Annotated in this window: 24 protein-coding genes and 2 tRNA genes; 11 read left to right on the top strand and 15 right to left on the bottom strand. The window is 66.2% G+C overall.

Going from position 1 to position 20,827, the window contains the following annotated elements; genetic code table 11:
• Positions 1-91 precede the first annotated feature (91 nt).
• From ccmE to V8J55_RS19930, 6 genes are all read right to left on the bottom strand, one after another.
• Positions 92-529: a cytochrome c maturation protein CcmE gene (gene ccmE, locus V8J55_RS19955; RefSeq protein WP_336447322.1), complete on the bottom strand. Its 438-nt coding sequence runs from the start codon at positions 527-529 to the stop codon at positions 92-94.
• Positions 526-681: a heme exporter protein CcmD gene (locus V8J55_RS19950; protein ID WP_184644855.1), complete on the bottom strand. Its 156-nt coding sequence runs from the start codon at positions 679-681 to the stop codon at positions 526-528. Before V8J55_RS19950 ends, ccmE begins: the two co-directional genes overlap by 4 nt.
• 3 nt (positions 682-684) lie before the next feature.
• Positions 685-1,419: a heme ABC transporter permease CcmC gene (ccmC, locus tag V8J55_RS19945; RefSeq protein ID WP_336447321.1), complete on the bottom strand. Its 735-nt coding sequence runs from the start codon at positions 1,417-1,419 to the stop codon at positions 685-687.
• 96 nt (positions 1,420-1,515) lie between these two features.
• Positions 1,516-1,869 carry a YbaN family protein gene (locus V8J55_RS19940; RefSeq protein WP_336447320.1) on the bottom strand — a complete coding sequence of 118 codons (354 nt, stop codon included), beginning with the start codon at positions 1,867-1,869 and terminating at the stop codon, positions 1,516-1,518.
• 49 nt (positions 1,870-1,918) lie between these two features.
• Complete coding sequence (locus V8J55_RS19935) at positions 1,919-2,968, bottom strand: Glu/Leu/Phe/Val family dehydrogenase (protein ID WP_336447319.1); 1,050 nt, start codon at positions 2,966-2,968, stop codon at positions 1,919-1,921.
• A gap of 97 nt (positions 2,969-3,065) precedes the next feature.
• Positions 3,066-3,142: transfer RNA gene (locus tag V8J55_RS19930), tRNA-His, on the bottom strand.
• 114 nt (positions 3,143-3,256) lie between these two features.
• On the opposite strand from V8J55_RS19930, the gene V8J55_RS19925 reads away from it, so the two are divergent.
• Positions 3,257-3,937: a prolyl hydroxylase family protein gene (locus V8J55_RS19925; protein ID WP_336447318.1), complete on the top strand. Its 681-nt coding sequence runs from the start codon at positions 3,257-3,259 to the stop codon at positions 3,935-3,937.
• 93 nt (positions 3,938-4,030) lie between these two features.
• Here V8J55_RS19925 and V8J55_RS19920 read toward each other — a convergent pair whose 3' ends face one another.
• Positions 4,031-4,774 carry an SIMPL domain-containing protein gene (locus tag V8J55_RS19920; RefSeq protein ID WP_200878497.1) on the bottom strand — a complete coding sequence of 248 codons (744 nt, stop codon included), beginning with the start codon at positions 4,772-4,774 and terminating at the stop codon, positions 4,031-4,033.
• A gap of 134 nt (positions 4,775-4,908) precedes the next feature.
• On the opposite strand from V8J55_RS19920, the gene V8J55_RS19915 reads away from it, so the two are divergent.
• On the top strand, positions 4,909-6,684 hold the full coding sequence (locus V8J55_RS19915; protein WP_336447317.1) for an ABC-F family ATP-binding cassette domain-containing protein: 1,776 nt from the start codon (positions 4,909-4,911) through the stop codon (positions 6,682-6,684).
• Between the two features lie 60 nt (positions 6,685-6,744).
• A complete protein-coding gene (locus tag V8J55_RS19910; RefSeq protein ID WP_336447316.1) occupies positions 6,745-7,233 on the top strand; it encodes a DUF2569 family protein in 489 nt (162 codons plus the stop codon).
• Between the two features lie 8 nt (positions 7,234-7,241).
• On the opposite strand, the gene V8J55_RS19905 is transcribed toward V8J55_RS19910, so the two are convergent.
• On the bottom strand, positions 7,242-7,724 hold the full coding sequence (locus V8J55_RS19905; protein ID WP_443030839.1) for a DUF6456 domain-containing protein: 483 nt from the start codon (positions 7,722-7,724) through the stop codon (positions 7,242-7,244).
• An 87-nt stretch (positions 7,725-7,811) separates the two neighbouring features.
• Here V8J55_RS19905 and V8J55_RS19900 point away from each other — a divergent pair, with 87 nt between their 5' ends.
• Together V8J55_RS19900 and V8J55_RS19895 are read left to right on the top strand one after the other, a co-directional pair.
• Complete coding sequence (locus V8J55_RS19900; RefSeq protein WP_058536123.1) at positions 7,812-8,372, top strand: helix-turn-helix domain-containing protein; 561 nt, start codon at positions 7,812-7,814, stop codon at positions 8,370-8,372.
• The gene (locus V8J55_RS19895; RefSeq protein ID WP_336447315.1) at positions 8,373-9,548 is read left to right on the top strand and encodes a glycosyltransferase; all 1,176 of its coding nucleotides are present in this window, start codon (positions 8,373-8,375) and stop codon (positions 9,546-9,548) included.
• A gap of 62 nt (positions 9,549-9,610) precedes the next feature.
• Here V8J55_RS19895 and secF read toward each other — a convergent pair whose 3' ends face one another.
• Genes secF through yajC form a run of 3 tightly spaced genes read right to left on the bottom strand, consistent with a single transcriptional unit; the run spans position 9,611 to position 12,605 of the window.
• Positions 9,611-10,591, bottom strand: a complete 981-nt coding sequence (gene secF / locus V8J55_RS19890) for a protein translocase subunit SecF (RefSeq protein ID WP_137889460.1) — start codon at positions 10,589-10,591, stop codon at positions 9,611-9,613.
• 15 nt (positions 10,592-10,606) lie between these two features.
• Positions 10,607-12,220 carry a protein translocase subunit SecD gene (secD, locus tag V8J55_RS19885; RefSeq protein ID WP_336447314.1) on the bottom strand — a complete coding sequence of 538 codons (1,614 nt, stop codon included), beginning with the start codon at positions 12,218-12,220 and terminating at the stop codon, positions 10,607-10,609.
• A gap of 55 nt (positions 12,221-12,275) precedes the next feature.
• Positions 12,276-12,605 (bottom strand): preprotein translocase subunit YajC, encoded by a 330-nt coding sequence (gene yajC / locus V8J55_RS19880; RefSeq protein WP_052182143.1) that lies wholly within the window; start codon positions 12,603-12,605, stop codon positions 12,276-12,278.
• Positions 12,606-12,863: 258 nt separating this feature from the next.
• Here yajC and V8J55_RS19875 point away from each other — a divergent pair.
• The 4 genes from V8J55_RS19875 (at position 12,864) to V8J55_RS19860 (ending at position 15,026) form a co-directional block, all read left to right on the top strand.
• A tRNA-Pro gene (locus V8J55_RS19875) sits at positions 12,864-12,940 on the top strand.
• A 22-nt stretch (positions 12,941-12,962) separates the two neighbouring features.
• A complete protein-coding gene (locus V8J55_RS19870; protein ID WP_336447313.1) occupies positions 12,963-13,091 on the top strand; it encodes a hypothetical protein in 129 nt (42 codons plus the stop codon).
• Between the two features lie 27 nt (positions 13,092-13,118).
• The gene (locus tag V8J55_RS19865) at positions 13,119-14,174 is read left to right on the top strand and encodes a proline racemase family protein (protein ID WP_336447312.1); all 1,056 of its coding nucleotides are present in this window, start codon (positions 13,119-13,121) and stop codon (positions 14,172-14,174) included.
• Between the two features lie 78 nt (positions 14,175-14,252).
• The gene (locus V8J55_RS19860; protein WP_336447311.1) at positions 14,253-15,026 is read left to right on the top strand and encodes a TSUP family transporter; all 774 of its coding nucleotides are present in this window, start codon (positions 14,253-14,255) and stop codon (positions 15,024-15,026) included.
• Here the strand turns inward: V8J55_RS19860 and V8J55_RS19855 are convergent.
• Both V8J55_RS19855 and V8J55_RS19850 read right to left on the bottom strand, forming a co-directional pair.
• Complete coding sequence (locus tag V8J55_RS19855; protein ID WP_336447310.1) at positions 15,023-15,262, bottom strand: EF-hand domain-containing protein; 240 nt, start codon at positions 15,260-15,262, stop codon at positions 15,023-15,025. The genes V8J55_RS19860 and V8J55_RS19855 overlap by 4 nt on opposite strands.
• Before the next feature lie 184 nt (positions 15,263-15,446).
• On the bottom strand, positions 15,447-16,424 hold the full coding sequence (locus V8J55_RS19850; protein ID WP_336447309.1) for an NADPH:quinone oxidoreductase family protein: 978 nt from the start codon (positions 16,422-16,424) through the stop codon (positions 15,447-15,449).
• Between the two features lie 71 nt (positions 16,425-16,495).
• On the opposite strand from V8J55_RS19850, the gene V8J55_RS19845 reads away from it, so the two are divergent.
• The gene (locus V8J55_RS19845; protein WP_336447308.1) at positions 16,496-17,065 is read left to right on the top strand and encodes a glycoside hydrolase family 108 protein; all 570 of its coding nucleotides are present in this window, start codon (positions 16,496-16,498) and stop codon (positions 17,063-17,065) included.
• A 65-nt stretch (positions 17,066-17,130) separates the two neighbouring features.
• Complete coding sequence (locus tag V8J55_RS19840; protein ID WP_037518792.1) at positions 17,131-17,544, top strand: holin family protein; 414 nt, start codon at positions 17,131-17,133, stop codon at positions 17,542-17,544.
• Positions 17,545-17,645: 101 nt separating this feature from the next.
• Here V8J55_RS19840 and V8J55_RS19835 read toward each other — a convergent pair whose 3' ends face one another.
• Both V8J55_RS19835 and alaS read right to left on the bottom strand, forming a co-directional pair.
• Entirely contained in the window at positions 17,646-18,128 is a 483-nt protein-coding gene (locus V8J55_RS19835) for an SRPBCC family protein (RefSeq protein WP_336447307.1), read from the bottom strand.
• Positions 18,125-20,764 carry an alanine--tRNA ligase gene (alaS, locus tag V8J55_RS19830; protein ID WP_336447306.1) on the bottom strand — a complete coding sequence of 880 codons (2,640 nt, stop codon included), beginning with the start codon at positions 20,762-20,764 and terminating at the stop codon, positions 18,125-18,127. Before alaS ends, V8J55_RS19835 begins: the two co-directional genes overlap by 4 nt.
• Positions 20,765-20,827: the final 63 nt, after the last annotated feature.

Below are 20,827 nucleotides of genomic sequence, written 5' to 3'. Positions count from 1 at the left end.
ACCCCGGCGAAGGCCGGGGTCTCATCGCCGGCGCCCATACGCACCGTCGAGATCCCGGCCTTCGCCGGGATGACGATCAAAGAAAGGTGGTTCATACCCCCGCCGGCGCCTTCACATTCTTCGGCATGTCGCCCATCTGCGGCGGCATATAACGCTCGTCATGCTTGGCGAGGATGCGGTCGGCGACGAAGGTCCCGTCGGCGCGCATCCGGCCGTCGGCGACCATGCCGCTCTCCTCGCCGAACAGGTCGGGGACGATGCCCTTATACTCTACCGGAACCGATGCCTTGCCGTCGGTCGCAACGAAACGGATCGTCAGGCCATCGGCCTGCCGCTGGATGCTGCCCTTGGTGACCATGCCGCCCAGCCGCATCGGCTCGCCCACCGCGGCCTTGCCACCCTGAATTTCGACCGGCGTGCGGAAATAGGCCGCCTCGTCGCGCAGCGCGCTCGCCGCGAGCACGCCCGCGCCCGCGATGCCGCACAGCGCCACCAGCGCCAGAATCAGCCGTTGATGCTTGGCCTTCACTTACGATCCTTTCGCAGCGCGTCGCTGCGCTTCTCGGCCTTTTTCATCGCGCGCCAGCTCGCCCACAGCACCGCGCCGGTCAGCACGGCCGTCAGCCCATAGGCCGCAGCGACAAATGCCCATTGTCCGCCCCCGCTGATCACCCCCGTCACGCGTCAAACCCCCTCGTCGTCCGCGAGCCGTCGCAGCCGCGCCGCGACGCGGTTGTCGGCGATGATCCGCCGCATCCGCATCAAGACAATGGCGCCGAATAGCAACGAAAAGCCAAGCACGGTCAAGCCCAGCGGCCACAGCAACGCCCCGTCGATGCTCGACCCGCCCAAGGTGATACTCGGCCCCTGATGCAGGCTGTTCCACCACACAACGCTGCGGTTGATGATCGGAATATTGATCGCGCCGACCAGCGCATAGATCGCGGCGCCGCGCGACAGCGAGCCGCCCTGCCTTTGCCCGTCGTCGCCGCTCGTCAGCGCAATGAAGCCCGCATAGAGAAAGAGCAGGACGAGCATCGAGGTCATCCGCCCGTCCCATTCCCACCAGGTGCCCCACGTCGGGCGCCCCCAGATCGATCCGGTCGCAAGGCACAGCGCGGTGAACAGCATCCCCGGCACCGCGATCGCGCGCGCCGCGATCCCCGACAGCGGATGCCGCCACACAAGCTGGATCAGCCCCGCGATCGCCAGCGACGTCCAGCCGCCCATGCCGAGCCACGCCGACGGGACATGGACATAAAGGATGCGTGCGGTTTCGCCTTGCTTGTAATCGCCCGGCACCATCGTAAGCCCGGCCCACGCACCGCCCAGCACAAGCAACAGCCCGACACCGAGCAACCACGGCGTCAGCGGCTTGGCAATCGCAAGAAAGCGCGTGGGATTAGCGTAGGCGTGCATCGGATCGCGTCGTCCTTAGGCGAGCCGGAGAAAACGGTCCAGCAATTTGCCCGGCGCGACCCGGCGGCCCTTCTGTCGCCGCCCTGCGCCGCGCGGTCAACCCTCGGGCCGCGTCCAAATCCAGCTTCCGGTGACGGCGGCGGCAATCACCGGCACCATCACCCACGGCCATGGCGAGAAGATCGCGGCAAGCACAATACTGAAGGCAAAGGCAGCCGTCGCCGCGATCTTGCCCTTGCGGCTGATCGCGCCCTTCGCACGCCACGCGGTGATATGGAGCCCGAAATGCGGATGCGTCAGCAGCCAATTCTCGAGCCGCGGCGAGGATCGCGCAAAGCAAAAGGCCGCAAGGATCACGAACGGCACCGTGGGCAGCAGTGGCAGGAAAGCGCCGATCGCGCCAAGCCCCAACGACGCCCAGCCCGCGACCAGATAAAAATGCCGTTTCATCGGGGCTGGCTTAGCGGAAATCAGACCGCGTGCCAGCCCTCGAAACGGATTAGCCCCGCCCGATCAGCTTCTGCGCCATCCGGTCGGCCACCGACGCCGCCGGCGTGCCGCTGGCCTTGCTCTCAGCCCAGATCTCGGCGAGCCGGCCGGGGATCAGGTGGATGCGGCTTTCGACTTCCTCGCGGCTGCCCTGCCCCAGATATTCAAGCGCGACGTTGATGATGCCGCCCGCGTTGATCACATAATCGGGGGCATAGACGATGCCGCGATCATGGATGCGCTGGCCGTCGGCCGCGGTCGCGAGCTGGTTGTTCGCGCCGCCCGCAACGATCGGCACGCGCAGTTTCTCGATGCTCGTCTCGGTCAGGATCGCGCCGAGCGCGTTCGGGCTCAGCACATCGGCCTCGATCTCCATGATCGCCGCCGAATCGGCCAGCTCGGCGCCGAGTTCGTCGGCGAGTTCCTTCGCGCGCGCCAGATTGACGTCGGCGAGCGTCAGCTTCGCGCCCTCGGCCGCCAGCCGCCGCGCGACACCGCCGCCGACGCTGCCGACACCCTGGATCGCGATGCGCACATCCTTCGCGCTGTCGGTCTTCAGCCCTTCGCGAATCGCAGCCTTGATGCCGAGATAGACGCCGAGCGCGGTCAGCGGACCGGGGTCGCCGCCCGCTTCGCCGCTTGCCACCGGCAGGCCGCTGACATGTTTTGTGTGCTTCGAAATCTGGACCATGTCGGCGTCGGTGATCCCGACATCCTCCGCGGTCACATAGGCGCCGCCGAGCGATTCGACCGCACGCCCGAACGCCGCAAGCAGTTCAGGAGTCTTCGCGCCGCCATCATCGGCAAGGATCACGCCCTTGCCGCCGCCCATCGGCAGCCCCGCCATCGCATTTTTATAGCTCATGCCGCGCGACAGGCGCAGCGCGTCGGTGATCGCCGCCGCGCGCTGCGGATAATGCCAATAACGCACCCCGCCCGCGCCGGGCCCAAGATGGGTCGAGTGGACGGCGATAACCGCCGTCAGCCCGATGGCGCGATCGCGGAACATATGGATATGCTCGTGATCGTCGAAATCGGCGAAATCCCAGACTGCGGACATTGGCTCATCCTCGCATAAGAAAATTACGTCAGGACGCAATAATGCAACGAGCGCGACGAGTCACCCCAAAAGCGTCTATACGCGATGATAGAGAAAATGGGGCGACCAACGGGGCTCGAACCCGCGACCTCCGGTACCACAAACCGGCGCTCTAACCAACTGAGCTATGGTCGCCACATAAGCGAAGAGCGGCGCGCGAAGCACCCTCGACAGCGCGCGGCGAATAGGCGCGCATCCCCCCGCTCGTCAAGCATTGTTCGCACGCGCTTCCCTGCTAAAAAGCGCGCCATGGCTGCGAATGATCATGTCGACATGGCGACCTCGGGCGCCGACCGCACCGCCGAGCGGCTCGCCGCCGTCCCCGGTATCCGCCGCGCGCCGACGCCAAAGCTCCAGCAGTTCATGCTGTCGGGCTTTCTCGACGCCGAAACCTGCACCGCACTGATCGCGCAAATCGACCGCGACGTGCGGCCCTCGACGATCGCCGATCCGAACGGCGACGACACCTTTCGCACCAGCACGACGTGCGACCTCGATCACCGCGACCCGATCGTGATCGCAGTCAACAACCGCCTCCACGACTTGACCGGCATCCCGCGCGAATATGGCGAGCCGATGCAGGGCCAGCGCTACGATGTCGGGCAGGAGTTCAAGGCGCACACCGATTATTTCGATCCGCACGGCGCCGACTGGGAAACCTATTGCGCGATCCCGGGCCAGCGCAGCTGGACGCTGATGATCTACCTCAACGAGCCAGATGCGGGCGGCGCGACGCGTTTCCTCGCGACCGGCAAGATGCACCAGCCCGAAGCGGGCAAGCTGCTCGCGTGGAACAATGTGCGGTCCGACGGCACCGCGAACCCCGACACGCTCCACCATGGGATGAAGGTGCGCAAGGGCCGCAAATATATCATCACGAAATGGTTTCGCGAACGCCCCTGGCCGTGGGCCGAGGGGGAGCTGGCGTAACAAACTGAACCCCGGCGAAAGCCGGGGCCCATGCGCGGATGGCGCAGCGCTCCTTGTCTGGACCCCGGCTTTCGCCGGGGCACAGAGTTTGGATTACTTCACCAACCGATACTGGAAATTCAGCGTCAGCGTGTTGCCGACCTGCCCCGGCTCGACCGGGGTCGCCTTGGCATCGGCCGCCATCAGGCCGCGCGCATAGGGCATCGGCGGCTGCGGGCCGCCGAAGCTGCCTTCGCTGATCGAGACCAGCTCGACCCCGCGGAAGCCCGCGAGACGCGCATAATCCTGCGCCTTCGCCTCGGCCGCCTTGATCGCCGTGCCGCGTGCGCCGACGAGCTGAGCGTCGGGATCCTTCATGCCGAACGACGGTCCGTCTATATTGGTGCCGCCCGCGGCGACCAGCGCGTCGAGCAGCGGACCGATGTCGGCGATCTTCGCCGTGGTCACGCGCACCATGTTCGACACCTGATACCCCAGGAAGCGCGGCGGCTGGCCGTCGCCGCGGTTGTTATAGTCATATTGCGGCGACAGGTTGATGCCGCTCGTCTGGATATCCTCGGCCTTGATGCCGCGCGCCTTGGCGGCGGCGATCAGCTTGTCCATCGCGGCGGCATTCGCGCGCATCGATTCGACCGCAGTCGGGGCGGTCGTCGTCACGCCGGCGCCGACAGTCGCCTGATCGGGACGCGAACGCACTTCCTCGCTGACCGCGAAGGACAGGATGGGGCCTTGGGTCGTTGCTGCGGTCACGGTCGAACCTCCTTGTTGGGCGATCGCGGGGGTTGCCGCCATCAGGGCCAGTCCGGATGCCATAGCGGCGAGCATTTGCTTCGTCATTTCATTCTCCTGTGAACCGGGCTTTCGGTCATCTCTGATGTCCGCCCCGTAACGCAGACGGAGCGAACCCGTTCCGGCCTTTGTGCGCAGCGCGCTTGCATGATGCTGAACGTATCGGTAGCGCGCCGTTCATCATGGCAGCTCCTATTCTTTCATACGAAGGCCTCGGCCTTGTGCAGGGCAGCGGCTGGCTGTTCCAGGATCTCGACATTTATGTCGGCGAACGCGACCGCCTCGCGCTGATCGGGCGCAACGGCGCGGGCAAGACGACGTTGCTCAAGCTGCTCGCGGGCCAAATCGACGCCGACAAGGGCAAGCGCGTGATCGTCCCCGGGACGCACGTCGTGATGCTCGAGCAGGAGCCCGATTTTTCGGGCTTTGCGACGCTCATGGATTTCGCGGTCGCCGCACCCAATGCGCCCGAAGCCTTTGAGGTCGCCGCAATCGCCGACCAGCTTGGCATCGACATGAGCCGCACCGCCGCCAGCGCCTCGGGCGGCGAGCGCCGCCGCGCCGCGCTGGCGAGGGCATTGGCGCAGAACCCTGACGTGCTGCTGCTCGACGAGCCGACCAACCACCTCGACCTCGCCGCGATTGACTGGCTCGAAAACTGGCTCGCGCGCTACACCGGCGCCTTCGTCGCGATCAGCCACGACCGTACCTTCCTCACGCGGCTGACGCGCCAGACTTTGTGGCTCGACCGCGGCAGCATCCGCCGCAAGGAAATCGGCTTCGGCGGCTTCGAGGAATGGAGCGACGCGGTCGCCGCGGAAGAAGCGCGCGCCGCGCAGCGCCTCGATTCGAAACTGCGGCTCGAGGCGCACTGGCTCGAACGCGGCGTCACCGCGCGCCGCAAGCGCAATCAGGGGCGCCTCGAAAAATTGAAGGAGATGCGCGCGACCCGCGCCGCGATGATCGGCGGCCCGGGAGTCGCCAAGCTCGGCCTCGCCAACGACGATGTGCGCTCGAAATCGGTGATCGTCGCCGAGGGCGTCTCGAAAAGCTTCGGCGACCGCACGATCATCAAGAATTTCGACTTCCGCGTCCAGCGCGGCGACCGCATCGGCATCGTCGGCGCGAACGGTGCAGGCAAATCGACTTTGCTCAAATTGCTCACCGGCGAGATCCAGCCCGACGCAGGCAGCATCACCCTCGCCCCGACGCTCGACGGCATCATCATCGACCAGCAGCGCAGCCTGATGTCGCCGGACAAGACCGTCCGCGACATTCTCTCCGACGGCGGCGACTGGATCGAGGTCCGCGGCGTCAAAAAACATATCCAGGGCTATCTCAAGGAATTCCTCTTCGATCCCGGCGTCATCGAGGCCAGCGTCGGCGCACTCTCGGGCGGCGAACGCTCGCGCCTTCTCCTCGCGCGCGAGTTCGCCCGCGAATCGAACCTGCTCGTGCTTGACGAGCCGACGAACGACCTCGACCTCGAAACGCTCGACCTCTTGCAGGAAGTCATCGCCGACTATGCCGGCACCGTGCTGCTCGTCAGCCACGACCGCGACTTCCTCGACCGCACCGTCACTGTGACGCTCGGGCTCGACGGATCGGGCAAGGTCGATATCGTCGCAGGTGGCTACGCCGACTGGGAAGCCAAGCGGGTCAAGCCCAACACCGTCAAAACCAAGGCCGCGACCGCCGCGCCGCCACCCCCGCCGACCGCGCGCAGGAAATTGAGCTACAAGGACCAGCGCGACTATGACCTGCTGCCGGGACGCATCGAGGAAATCGAGGCGGAAATCGTGCAGGCCGAAACCGAATTATCGGACGGCAGCCTCTTCACGCGCGACCCTGCGCGCTTCAATGCGCTGACCGCGAAGCTCGACGCGCTCGGCGACGAGAAAGCCGCCGCCGAAGACCGCTGGCTCGCGCTGGCCGAAGAGGTCGAAGCGCTCGGCTAACCCCTTGCACAGCGGCTGGACCTCTCCCAAAAGGTCGGCGGGCAAAGGGGGAACAGAGGCATGGCCGAATATCAGGAGCAGCGGGAACTGAGGGGCGTCGGCGGCTGGCTCGGCTTTCTGGTCTTCATCCTCGGCATCGCCACGCCGATCCGAATCCTGATCGAGACAAAGTCGGCCGTCACCCACGCCGCGATCATGGCACAGCTGCTCGGCCCGAACGTGCCAACCTATGTGCAATTCAGCTGGGCGCTCGCCGCTGTCTGCATCGTCGGGACGCTCTATCTCGCCTACCGGCTCGTCGCGGTCCATCGCTGGTCGACCGTCGGGATCGTGATCGTGGGACTGTGGTGCCTCTACCTGCTTCCCGCTGTCATCGATGCCGTCGTCACCTCGCTTCTCTTTTCCAAGGTTGCCGGCGGAATACTTATCGGCGCCCTGTGGTCCAGCGCCAAGGGGGCCATTTGGGCGACAATCTGGACGACCTATCTGATGGCGTCGAAGCGTGTAGCGACCACCTATGGCAAGGATGAAGCCGAAGCGCTGACGTAAATAGCGCCTCACCCCGTCCCATAAAACCGCGCCAGCCGATCGAGCGCCAGTCCCAGCACCAGCTTGCCCGACCGCGCGGGCCAACCGAGCGCCTTCTCGGCCCCACCAATCCCCTCGCCCGCGCAAATGACGCACCAGCAGATATCGGCGAGTCCCGGCCCCGCCGCATCGAGCGCGGCGTGAAAGCGCCGGTGCGCATCGATCCGCGCCAGCGACGCATCCGACGCGCGCGCGCCGCCGCGGCTTTTGCCCGGTGGTGCGGCATCCCAGCGCATCGTCACCCGCGCCGACAGCCCCGCCCGCTCATAATCGCCGCGCAACCTCTCCCCCGCGCCGAGTTGCGCCGATGTCAGCAACCCGCGCGACGCCAGCCAGGCAATCGGGCTTTCGCCGACGTTGACCGTCACATGGCGCATCACCTGCGGCCCCGCCTTACCGGGATCGATCCGGTCGTCGGGGTGAAGATGCGTTTCGAGGCGGCGTGCGGTCATGCGATTCTCCTTTGTGACACGCCGGACTTGACACTGGATTATTTTGTAGGAAAGAAGAAACCGATTTGGTTATTTGAGGGTTTTGCGATGATCAACAGCATCCGCTCGGTCCGCCGCGCCAAGGGGCTGACGCTTGAGGAGGTCGGCCAGCGCTGCGTTCCGCCGACGACGGCGCAGACAATCGGCCGCCTCGAAACGGGCACGCGCACGCTCTCGCTCGGCTGGATGAACCGTATCGCCGCCGCGCTCGGCGTCGATGCCGCCGAGCTGGTGCAACTCCCGCAGGACACACAGCTCACGATCACCGCGCTGCTCGGCGCCGAGGGCGCGCAGGCGCCGACGCGTGTCGAACAGGCGCTCACCGCGCGCCCGGGCGAGGATATGGTCGCGGTGCGCGTCACCTCGTCGATCGGCGACTATCGCGCGGGCGACGAAATCTGGTGCCGCCGCATCGAGGGCGACTGGGCGAGCGTGCTCAACCGCGACCTGCTTGTCCCCCGCCCCGCGGGCCGCTTCTTTTTCGCCCGCCTGCTCAACGTCGATGGCGAAAAGCTCCACCTGCTCCCGCTCGGCACCGGCCAGCGCCAGCAGGTCGTCAGCAACCCGCCGTGGGCCGCGGTCGCCGTTCGCTTGCTCCGCACGCTCTGAGTGTCCGCCGCTCCGTCCTTGCGCGTCCTGTCGATCGCAACTCTTTTCCCCGACGCGGTACGGCCCAACTTCGGCCTGTTCGTCGAGAAAAGCCTGCGTGCGCTCGCGGCGCAGCCCGGCGTCGAGCTCACGATCGTCGCGCCGGTCGGCCTGCCGCCCTTCCCGCTCTCACTCCACAAACGCTATCGCGCGCTCCGCAACCTCCCGCGAAACGAGAGCTGGAACGGCCTCACCGTCCTCCGCCCGCGCTTCACATTGATCCCGCGCGTTGGCGCAAGGTTCAATCCGGCAAAGGTCGCGCGCGCCGTGCTGTCCGCGGTGCGCGGTCAGTCTTTCGACGTGATCGACGCGCAATTCTTCTACCCCGATGGTCCCGCCGCGATGCGCGTCGCGGATACGCTCGGCCTCCCCTTCTCGGCCAAGGCGCGCGGCGCCGACATCAGCCATTTCGGCCATGATCCGGCGACGCGGTCGCAGGTGATCGAAGCGGGCAAAACGGCCGCAGGCCTGCTTGCCGTCTCTGAAGCGATGCGCGGCGACATGGCCGCGATCGACATCGATCCGGCGAAAATCGCTGTCCACTACACGGGCATCGACACCGCACGCTTCCACCCCGGCGACCGTGCAGCCGCGCGCGCCGCACTCGGCATGGGCGGCACCCCCACAATCCTCACCGTCGGCGCGCTGATCGAACGAAAGGGTCAGGCGCTCGTAATCGAGGCGCTGCCCGCGCTGCCTGACGTCCACTATTGGCTTGCCGGCGCGGGCGAAGAGGAAAGCCGCTACCGCGCGCTCGCGCGAAAATTTGGTGTCGCAAGCCGCGTCCATTTCATGGGCCCCGTCGCCAACGCTGACCTGCCGCAGCTTTATCGCGCTGCCGATGCCGTCGTCATGCCATCGGTCAGTGAAGGGCTCGCCAATGCTTGGGTCGAGGCGCTCGCCTGCGGCACGCCGATCGTGATCAGCGGTGCGGGTGGCGCCGCCGAACTGGTGACATCGCCAAGCGCCGGCCGGATCGTCGAGCGCACGCCCGATGCGATCGCCGCAGCCGTTCGGGATATCCTCGCGAACCCGCCCTCACCGTCTGACGTCGCGGCAAGCCTCGGCGGCCGCTTCGATTGGGACCGCAACGGCCGCGAACTCGCCGCGCATCTCCGCCGCTGCGCAAGCCGCTAGATACGGCAACGCCGACCCACTCTCAGAGCAGGCCGGCGCCGTTTTTTGCAATGCTCCGGGCCTCAGACGACCGCGCCGTCATCCTTGCGCTCGACGCGTTCGCCACCGTCCATCCCGGCCGTCGTGCGCGGAACGAAGCTGTGCGGACCGACTTTCAGCCACACGAGGATCGGCGTCGACATCAGGATCGACGAATAGGTGCCGACGAAGACGCCGAGCAGGATCGCGGCGGTGAAGCCGAAGATGACGTCGGGGCCGAAGATCAGCAGCACGCCCAGCGCGAGCAGCATCGCAACGCTCGTCATCACCGTGCGCGACAGCGTCTCGTTGATGCTGAGGTTCAGCAGCGGAACGATGTCCATCTTGCGATATTTCTTCAGATTCTCGCGAATGCGGTCATAGACCACGATCGTGTCGTTCAGCGAATAACCGACGATCGTCAGCAGTGCCGCGACACTGTTCAGGTCGAACTGGATCTGCGTCACCGCAAAGAAACCAAAGGTCAGCGCGACCTCGTGGAACAGGCGACCGAGCGCACCGACCCCGAACTGCCATTCGAAGCGGATCCAGATATAGATCGAGATGCCGAGCATCGCGAGCGCGAGGCTGATTGCACCGGTGCGCAGCAATTCTTCGGACACCTTGCCCGACACGGTTTCGACCGAACCCGCCTTCGCGGTCGGGAACGCCTTCTGGATGCCCGCCACGAGTTGCTGCCCGGCACGTTCGGCGGCGGCCTTGTCGCCGTCGGGCAGCGCGGTGCGGATCGACACGGCCTTGTCCGATCCGAACTGCTGGATCGTCGCCTCGCCAAGGCCGATATCGCCGACCTTTTCGCGGATCTCGTCGATCGGCGGCATCGCCTGGGTGAATTCGACACGGACCGACTGGCCGCCAACGAAGTCGATGCCCAGGTTCAGCCCCTTCACCGCGACGAGCGCGATCGAGATGATGACCAGGATGATGCTCATCGCGGAGGCGAGTTTGCGCCACCGCAGAAAGTCGATGTTCGTGTCGTCGGGGACGAGTTTCAGCAAGCGCATGATTCGCTCCCTCCCTTAAATGTTGATGGTCGTCGGGCGCTTGGTGCGCAGCCAATGGGCTACGAACATGCGCGTGACAGTGACGGCGGTGAAGACGCTGGTGACGATGCCGATGGTCAGCACCACGGCAAAGCCCTTGATCGGGCCCGATCCGAACCAGAACATCAGCGACGCCGCGATGACGTTGGTGACGTTCGCGTCGAAAATCGCGCGGCTTGCTTCGGAATAGCCAAGCTCGACGGCCTGGAAGACCTTGCGCCCGCGCTTCAATTCTTCGCGTATGCGTTCGTTGATCAGCACGTTCGCGTCGACCGCGGCGCCGATGGTGAGCACAAAGCCCGCGATACCCGGCAAGGTCAGCGTGGCATTGAACCCCGCCATGACCGCGATGATCAGGAAGACGTTAAAGATCAACGCGATACAGGCGTAGACGCCGAACCGGCCGTAAACGACGATCATCAGCACCAGCACCGACACCGTCGCGATGATGCCCGCGATCGCACCCTTGCGGATCGAATCGGCGCCGAGTTCGGGGGTCACCGTGCGCTCCTCGACTACGGTCATCTTCACCGGCAACGCGCCCGAACGCAGCGAGATCGCCAGCGCATTGGCGCTCGCAACGCTGAAGCTGCCCGAAATCTGCGCGCTGCCGCCCAGGATCGGCTCGTTGATCGACGGCGCCGACAACACCTTGCCGTCGAGCACCATCGCGAAGCGCTTGCCGACGCTCTGCGCGGTCACCTTGGCAAAGGTGTTCGACCCGCCCGAATCGAACCGGATCGAAACGACCGGCTGGTTGTTCTGCGGGTCATAGCTTTGCTTGGCGTCGATCAGTTGCTCGCCGCTGATCATCACCTGGCGGCGCAGCACTTCAAACGCGGCGCCACTGCCCTCGCCCTCGGCATAGGGGACGATTTCGCTGCCGACGGGGACGCGGCCCGCGGCGGCTTCGGCGGGGTCGGCGTTGGCGTCGACCATACGGAATTCAAGCCGCGCGGTCTTGCCGATCAGTTCTTTCAGCGCCGCCGGATCCTGCAGGCCGGGGACCTGCACGACGACGCGGTCGTCGCCTTCGCGGATGATCGTCGGTTCGCGCGTGCCCAGCGCGTTGACGCGCTTGTCGATGATGTCGCGCGCGGTATCCATCGCGTTCGCGACCGCCTGCGCCTGCCCGGCTCCCGTCGGGGTCATCTCGATCCGTGTCGAATCGACGACCGTGATGTTCCAGTCGCGCTGGCCCGTCATCTGCGCACCGCGCGTCTCGCTGAACAGCCGCTCGCGTGCGCTGTCGAGCTTCGCGAGATCGCGGACGAGGAAGCTGATCTTGCCGCCCGTGGTCGACAGCTCGCCGATCGCGATATCGTCGTCGGGACCGCTTTCACCGCGCATCGCGGCACGCACGGTCTTTTCCATGTTCGCGAGCTGCGTCTTGCGCAGGTCGGCGATGTCGGCCTCGAGCAGCAAGTGGCTACCGCCGGCAAGGTCGAGGCCCAGATTGACCTTCGCCTGCAGGACCGACGGCAGGCTCTCCCTCGTCTTTTCGGGCAGGAAGCTGGGAACGGAAAAGAGGATACCGAGCAGCAGAATGATGCTGATGCCGATGGTCTTCCAGCGCGGGAAATCGAGCATGGTCTAGAAATCCGATAGCAAGAGCGGGACCGCGGCGGGCGCGGGCGCCGCCGCGTCAGTCGTTGGCGGGCTTGCCACCGGGCTGGAGAACGTCGGCGAGGGTCGACTTCACGACCTTGATCTTCACGCCCTGTGCGATTTCGACATCGACGAAATCATCGTCAACGCGCGTGATCTTGCCGACGATGCCGCCGCCGGTCACGACCTGGTCGCGCGGCTTGACCGCCGCGACCTTGGCGCGATGTTCCTTGGCGCGGACCTGCTGCGGGCGGATCAGGAAAAACCAGAACACCGCAAAGATCAGCAGATAGGGGACCAGCATCAGGAAACCGGCAGCCCCGCCGCCCGATCCGGCCGCCTGGGTCAGAAGCAATTGCGTCGACATGAGTGAAAAACTTTCCGTTCGTAAGCATTGCCAATTCCCTTGCAGAACCGGCACGCAAATATGGCGCGGCGCCTATCACGCAGGGAAGCCACGCGCAACCGGTCGCTGCGCCCCTCCCCCTTGGCAAGCGTGGCCGAAATGGGAATGAAACCCACCATATCAACCCCGCCCGATCAATCGAGGCAATAACGCGCCATCGCCGCTTGCATCGCCCGCCAACCCGCGCTAGGGGCCTCGCCTGCCCTTACGGGGGCCGGTCGGGACGTAGCGCAGCCTGGTAGCGCATCACACTGGGGGTGTGGGGGTCGGAGGTTCGAATCCTCTCGTCCCGACCAATTTTACGGACAATCTGACAGCATGCTGACGGGATCGCGCACCATCGCACCGGGGGCGACGCGCACCCACGTCCGCGCCAGCCGCCGCTGGATCGTCACGATCATCGGCGCGACCTTTCTGTTTCAGGCGGTCCAAATCGTGCTTGCCTGAAACGCCGCGCTCGACTGAGATATCGATATGACATCGAATCACGAAACCTCGATCATCCGCATCGTCGACATGCACACCGCGGGCGAGCCCGTCCGTATCGTCGAGGCCGGATATCCCCCGCTCGCCGGCGACACGATCCTGGAAAAAAGGCGCGACGCCCAGACGCGCTTCGATCACCTGCGCACGATGCTGATGCTCGAACCGCGCGGGCATGACGGCATGTACGGCGTGATCCCGACCGAGCCCTGCGCTGCGGGGGCCGACCTTGCCGTGCTCTTCACGCATCAGGAAGGATACAGCACGATGTGCGGCCACGCGACCATCGCAATCGGCCGCTGGGCGGTCGACACGGGTCGCGTCGCGCGCGTTGACGGCAAGGCCCGCTTCGGGCTCGAGGCCCCTTGCGGCGTCATCCAGGTCGATGTCGAAACGGACGAAGCCGGCGTCACCCGCGTCGCGTTCGAGAGCGTCGAATCTTTTGCGAGCGCGTTCGATCGGACTGTTGAGGTTCCCGGCCTCGGCCCGGTCCGCGTCGACATCGCTTTCGGCGGCGCCTTCTACGCGATCCTGCCCGCGAGCCGCATCGGCCTGTCGCTGATGGAAACGCCGCTGGCAGAGCTCGTAAAGGCCGCGACCGCGATCACCGAGGCGATCCGTGCCAACGGGCCCATCGTCCATCCGACCGAACCCGATCTCGGCTTTCTCTACGGCACGATCCTGACCGACGATGTGGCGCTCGGCACGCATGGCGGCCAGCCCAGCTACAATCTTTGCATCTTCGCCGATGGACAGATCGACCGCTCGCCGACCGGCAGCGGGGTAACGGCGCGTATCGCACTCGCCGCCGCGAAGGACGAGATGACGGTGGGGGACAGCTGCGAAATCCGGGGCGTGTCAGGCGAAGGCTTCGTCGGGACGCTCGCCGCGACGAGCGGAACCGGACTCGATGCCGCGTCGCGCGTCCGGGTCGCCGGCCAGGCCTGGTATTCGGGGCGCAGCGAGATGATCGCCGAGCCCGGCGACCGCTTCGGTGCAGGCTTCACTCTCCCGCGCCGCCTTGCCGAGCTCGACACGCCGATGTGACGCAGCGCGTCTGCCGCATTGCTATGCGGCGCCGCTCCATGCTGGCCAAGCCGGGCGATCGCACCTAGGAGCGCCCGTATGGAGTTCGCCCCCGAAATCTTCGCCTTCCTGATCGGCGTCGCCTTTGTCGCCGGGACGGTCGACGCGATGGCGGGCGGCGGCGGCCTCCTCACCATTCCCGCCTTGATGGCGGCCGGAGTCCCGCCGGTCTCGGCGATCGCGACGAACAAGCTGCAAAGCACGATCGGCACCGGCTCGGCCTTCCTGACCTTCTGGCGCGAGGGGCATGTCGATCTTCGCCGCTTCGCCTGGCCCGCGGCGGGCGCCTTTGCCGGCTCGGTGCTCGGCGCGACCACGGTCCAATATGTCCGCTCCGATTTCCTCGCCGCGCTCGTCCCGCTGCTGCTCATCGCGATGGGGCTCTATTTCCTGCTCGCGCCGCCGATGAGCAGCGTTGACCGCCACGCGCGCGTCGGCCCGCTCGGGCTCACCCTCATCATCACGGCGCTCGGCTTCTACGACGGCTTCTTCGGCCCGGGCGCTGGCTCGTTCCTGACGCTCACGCTCGTCGCGCTCGGCGGGCTCGGGCTCGTTCGCGCGATCGGCAACGCAAAGTTCCTCAACCTCGCGACCAATGTCGCCGGCCTGCTCGCAATGATTGTCGGCGGCCATGTCCTGTGGTTGCTCGGCCTGTCGATGGCGGCCGCCAATGTCGCGGGCAACCAGCTCGGCGCGCGGCTCGCGATCCGTTTTGGCGGGCGCGGGGTGCGGCCGCTGCTTGTGGTCATGTCCTTTGCCCTGACCGCCAAGCTGCTCGCCGACCCCGCCAACCCGCTGTGGAGCCTCTTTTAGGGCTGCCCCTCCTCGGCCGGCGGCGGCGGTTCCGCACGCGCCTTTTGCTTCGCGGCCAGTTCCGCCTTGTCGACCACGCCGTCGCCGTTCGCATCGAGAAACTTGATGAAAGCATCAACCTTTTCGGGCGAGGCCATCGCCGGATCGCCTTGTTGCTGGGCGCGCATTTCGGCCATCTTGGTGATCTCGGCCTTGTCCAGCTTGCCGTCGCTATTGGCGTCGATCATCGCGAACATGCGCCCGCCATCCTGCGGCGGCTGGGCGGCAGCAATGCCTGGAACAGCCATGCCGATCGAAGCGGCGATCATCGTCAATTTCTTCATTCCATGTCCTTTGGTCATATCGGCAATAGCGCCGGGACGCCCCACCCCGGACATGGCAGCCCCCGTGTCGTAAAACTATGGCAGCGGCTTCGGCTCGTCACGGTTTCAGCACGACTTTGCCCACCACTTCGCGCCGCTCGAGCATCGCAAACCCTTCGCGCCAGTCGGCAAGGTCGAGCGACGCATGGACGTGCGGCCGGATTCTCCCCGCGGCCGCCAGCGCATCGATCGCCGCGACATTCTCCGCGCCACGTTCGGGAAAGCGTCGCCCATATTCGCCCGCGCGCACCCCGACGACCGAGAAGCCCTTGATCAGCGGCATGTTCACCGACACCTCGGGAATGCGCCCCGACGCAAAGCCGACGACAAGCAGGCGCCCGCCGAACGCGATACAGCGCGTCGATTCGTCGAAGACGTCGCCCCCGACCGGATCGAAAATTACATCGGCGCCGGCGCCGCCGGTCAACGCCTTCACCTCGTCGCGAAATCCGGGCGCGGCGGAAATCACCGCATCGGGCGCGTAGAGCCGCGCAATCGCCTCGCGCTTTTCCGCGCTGCTCGCCGCCGCAATGACGCGCGCACCCAGCGCCTTTGCCAGATCGACCGTCGCCAGCCCGACCCCGCCCGCGGCGCCATGCACCAGCACCCACTCGCCCGGCTCGACCCGCGCGCAGCGGACCAGCGCGACATAAGCGGTCAGATAAGCAACCGGATAGGCAGCGGCCTCGTCCCAGCTCAGTCGCTCGGGCTTCCGGCGCAGGCTTGCCCCCGGAACGACGGTATAGTCGGCCATCGCGCCGAATCGATTGCCGCCGATCACCGCGTCGCCCGGCGCCCAGTCGTCGACGTCCTCGCCCACCGCATCGACTTCGCCCGCGAATTCCAGCCCGGACACGAACGGCAGGTCGGGCTTCAACTGATAGCCGCCGCCGGTCATCAGCAGGTCGGGGAAATTCACCGCCGCCGCGCGCACCCGCACACGAACTTCGCCGGGACCGGGCGAAGGTACGGGCAAATCCGCAAGCGCCGCCCCCGCATGGTCGGACAGCAATTCGCGTACCTGCAATGCCCGCATGGCGAAAACCCTTTCCTACAATATTCCTATATGGTTCGTTTCACCTGTTCAACAAACCACAGGAGCGAATCATGCCAAGACCTGATCCATCCACCTGCGCCGCCGACGCGCTGATCGATGCCGTCATCGACCGCGAAGGGCGATATGTAAACCACCCCGCCGACCGCGGTGGCCCGACTTGCTGGGGAATCACCGAAGCGGTCGCGCGCGCGCAGGGCTATGCGGGCGCGATGCGCGAGCTGCCGCGCAGCGAGGCCGCGTCGATCTATCGCCGCCTCTATTGGCTGCGCCCCGGCTTCGACAAGGTCGCGCTGCGTGCATCCAGGATTGCCGCCGAACTCTTTGATACCGGCGTCAACATGGGCACCGGCACCGCCGCGGGCTTTCTTCAGCGCGCGCTCAACGCGCTCAACCGCGCGGCGCGCGACTATCCCGATATCGCGGTCGATCGCGAGGTCGGCCCGCGCACGCTGTCGGCGCTCGACGGTTTCCTGAAAGCGCGCGGCAAGGACGGCGAAACCGTCCTCCTCCGCGCGCTGGAGGCGCTGCAGGGCGAACGCTACATCGCCCTCGCCGAACGCCGCCCGAGCCAGGAGGCCTTCCTTTACGGCTGGCTCGCAAATCGGGTCGGAGATGACTGACGGGTATCATTATACCGCAACGCAGTGTGACTTTTGAGACTTTCCGGAAAAAAGGACGTTCAGACATGAGCATTATCGAAGGCCTGATCGGCCCCATCGCCAAGCTAATCGACAAGATCATCCCCGACCCCGAAGCGCGCGACCGCGCCAAGCTCGAACTCCTCAAGATGGAGGGCAGCCAGGAGATGGAGGCGATCCGCACCCGAATGACCGCGATCGTCGCCGAGGCGAACAGCGCCGACCCGTGGACCAGCCGCGCACGGCCGAGCTTCCTCTATGTCATGTATGCGCTGCTGCTCTGGGCGATCCCGATGGGCCTGATCGCCGCGGCGCGCCCCGAGATGGCAAAGGGCATCGCCGACGGCATGAACGCCTATCTCGCAGGCATCCCGGAGTCGCTCTACGCGCTCTTCGGGACGGGCTATCTGGGGTACACCGCCGCAAGGGCGTGGGGGAAAGCGAAGGGCGTCGAGGGCTGACCTCCCCGTGCCCCTGCGAAGGCAGGGGCCCATCTCCGGCCAGCGCCATTTTGAACCGGCGGGAGATGGGTCCCCGCCTTCGCGGGGACACGCGCAGCCTTCTAACGGCTGCCTTCCACCACTCCCGCCAAATTCGCGAGCGAGCTATTCAACCCCTCGACATGATCCTTCGCCGAAATCCCCGGCGGCACATGATGCGCGTCGATCGTGACCAGCGTGCCGCCGCTCTGCCGCGACAGATACCAGTGCATCTCCATCGTCCCTGAAAAGCGCGGGTCGTCGGACTCGAATTCGACCTGCCACACCACCAGCCGCCCGTCGTCGAGCGTCGGAATATAGACTTCCACAACATCGCTATCGTCGTCGCTCTTGGTCTCGACATCGGCGTCGTCAAAAGTCAGCCGCATCAAAAAGCCGCCGCCCGCGCGCAGGTCGACATGCTCGAACGTCCCCGTCGCCCCCTCGGGTGGCAACCATATCGCGAGCTTCGCCGCGCTCGTGAAGGCCGCGAAGACATCGACCAGCGGCGCGGCGATCAGCCGTTCGGCATGATCGATGCGCCGCGTCTTCTTGGTCGGTTTCAAGCGAGCGCGGCTTTGACCGCCGCGACGGCATCGTTCGCCGCGCCGCCGTCGGGTCCGCCGCCCTGCGCCATGTCGGGCCGCCCGCCGCCGCCCTGCCCGCCAAGCGCCGCAACCGCGGCCTTGACGAGGTCGACGGCATTGTGCGCCACGCCCTCGGTAACTCCGACCGCGACCGAAGCGCGGCCGTCATTGACCGCGATGAGCATCGCGACGCCGCTGCCGACCTGCTTCTTCAGCCCGTCGACCGTGCCGCGCAGATCCTTGGGATCGAGCCCTTCGACCACCTGCGCAAGGAACGCCGTATCGCCGACCTGTTCGACCGCCGGCCCAGCCGCCGCGCCGCCACCGCCGCCCATCGCCAAGGCCTTCTTCGCATCTGCCAGTTCGCGCTCGGCCTTCTTCAGCGCCTCCGCGAGCTGCGCGACGCGCGCCGGAACATCGTCGGGCGAGGTCTTGAGCGCCGCCGCCGCCGCCTTCAGCGCCTCGTCGCGACCGTTCAGCCACTGGCGCGCCGCATCGCCAGTCAGCGCCTCGATACGCCGCACGCCCGACGAGACCGCACTCTCGCTGATGATCTTGAACAAGGCGATATCGCCAAGCGCCCGCACATGCGTGCCGCCGCAAAGCTCGACCGAATAGCTATGATCGTCCGCCGCACCCATGCTGAGCACGCGCACCTCGTCGCCATATTTTTCGCCGAACAGCGCCAGCGCGCCCGCCGCGACGGCGTCGTCGGGGGTCATCAGCCGCGTCGTCACCGCTTCGTTGCCGCGGATTTGCGCGTTCACATCAGCCTCGACGTCAGCGATTTCCTCGGGAGTCAGCGCCTTGGGATGCGAAAAGTCGAACCGGAAGCGGTCTTCGGCAACCAGGCTGCCCTTCTGCGTCACATGCCCGCCCAGCCGATTGCGCAGCGCCGCATGCACGAGGTGCGTCGCGCTGTGATTGGCGCGGATGCGGTCGCGCCGTGCGGCATCGACCGTCAGCTGGACGGTATCGCCGACCTTCAGGCTGCCGGCCTCCAGCTTCGCCTGATGTGCATGCAGCCGTCCGAGCGGTTTGCCGGTGTCGCTGACCGAAGCCTTGGCGCCCTCCAGCGTCGCAATCGTCCCCGCGTCGCCCATCTGACCGCCGCTCTCGCCATAAAAGGGCGTCTGGTTGGTCAGCACGACCAGCTCGTCGCCGGCCTTGGCTTCGTCGACGGGCACGCCATCCTTGACGAGCGCGATGACCTGTCCCTCGCCCGCGGTTGCGCCATAGCCGGTGAATTCGGTGCTGCCATTGGCTTCGGCGAGGTCGAACCAGATTTCCTCGGACGCCTTCTGCCCGCTGCCCTTCCACGCCGCGCGCGCCGCCGCCTTCTGCTGCGCCATCGCGGCGTCGAAACCTGCGCGATCGACCGCGATATCCTGCGTGCGCAGCGCGTCCTCGGTCAAATCGTAAGGGAAACCATAGGTGTCGTAGAGCTTGAACGCGACATCGCCGGGCAGCGTCGCGCCCGCGCTCATGTCGACCGTCGCCTCGTCGAGCAGCCTGAGGCCCTTGTCGAGCGTCTGGCGGAACTTGGTTTCTTCGCGCTCGAGCGTCTCGGCGATCAGCGGCTGCGCGCGGATCAGCTCGGGATAGGCGGCGCCCATCTCGGCGGTCAGCGACGGCAGCAGCCGGTACATCAGCGGATCCTTGGCGCCAAGCAGATGCGCATGGCGCATCGCGCGGCGCATGATCCGGCGCAGCACATAACCGCGGCCTTCGTTCGACGGCAGTACGCCGTCGGCGACAAGGAAGCTCGATGCGCGGAGGTGATCGGCGATCACGCGGTGGCTCGCCTGCGTCGCGCCCTCGGCCGGAACCCCGGTCAGGTCGACCGACGCCGCGATCAGCGCCTTGAACGTGTCGGTGTCGTAATTGTCGTGGACGCCCTGCAGCACCGCCGCGACGCGCTCCAACCCCATGCCGGTGTCGATGCTCGGGCGCGGCAGGTCGACGCGGTCGCCCGGACCGCGCTGGTCATACTGCATGAACACCAGGTTCCAGATTTCGACGAAGCGGTCGCCGTCTTCCTCGGGCGATCCCGGGGGGCCGCCCCAGATATGGTCGCCATGGTCATAGAATATTTCGCTGCACGGACCGCACGGGCCGGTGTCGCCCATCGACCAGAAATTGTCGCTCGTCGCGATGCGGATGATCCGCTCTTCGGGCAGGCCCGCGATCTTCTTCCACAGGTCGAACGCCTCGTCGTCGGTGTGATAGACGGTGACCGTCAGCCTCTCGGGCGCCAGGCCCCAGGTCTTGGTGACCAAAGTCCACGCGTGATGGATCGCCTGTTCCTTGAAATAGTCGCCGAAGGAGAAGTTCCCCAGCATTTCAAAGAAGGTGTGATGCCGCGCGGTGAAGCCGACATTGTCGAGGTCGTTATGCTTGCCGCCGGCGCGCACGCATTTCTGCGACGAGGCCGCGGTGCTGTACGGGCGCTTTTCCAGCCCGGTGAAGACATTCTTGAACGGCACCATGCCGGCGTTGACGAACATCAACGTCGGGTCGTTGTACGGCACCAGCGGGGCCGACGGTTCGATATGGTGGCCGGTCCCCGCGAAATAGTCGAGGAACGAGCGGCGAATGTCATTGGTCGATGTCATGCGCGCGAATTAGGGATTTTGCGGCGATGCGACAAGCCGGTTCGTGTCGATGACGATCATCGG

Origin of the sequence: Sphingopyxis sp. CCNWLW2 (assembly GCF_037095755.1) — a bacterium.
In the GTDB taxonomy this organism is placed as follows: Bacteria; Pseudomonadota; Alphaproteobacteria; order Sphingomonadales; family Sphingomonadaceae; genus Sphingopyxis.
The sequence above is the reverse complement of the archived record's forward strand: the minus strand, read 5'-3'. Positions and strand labels throughout refer to the sequence as shown.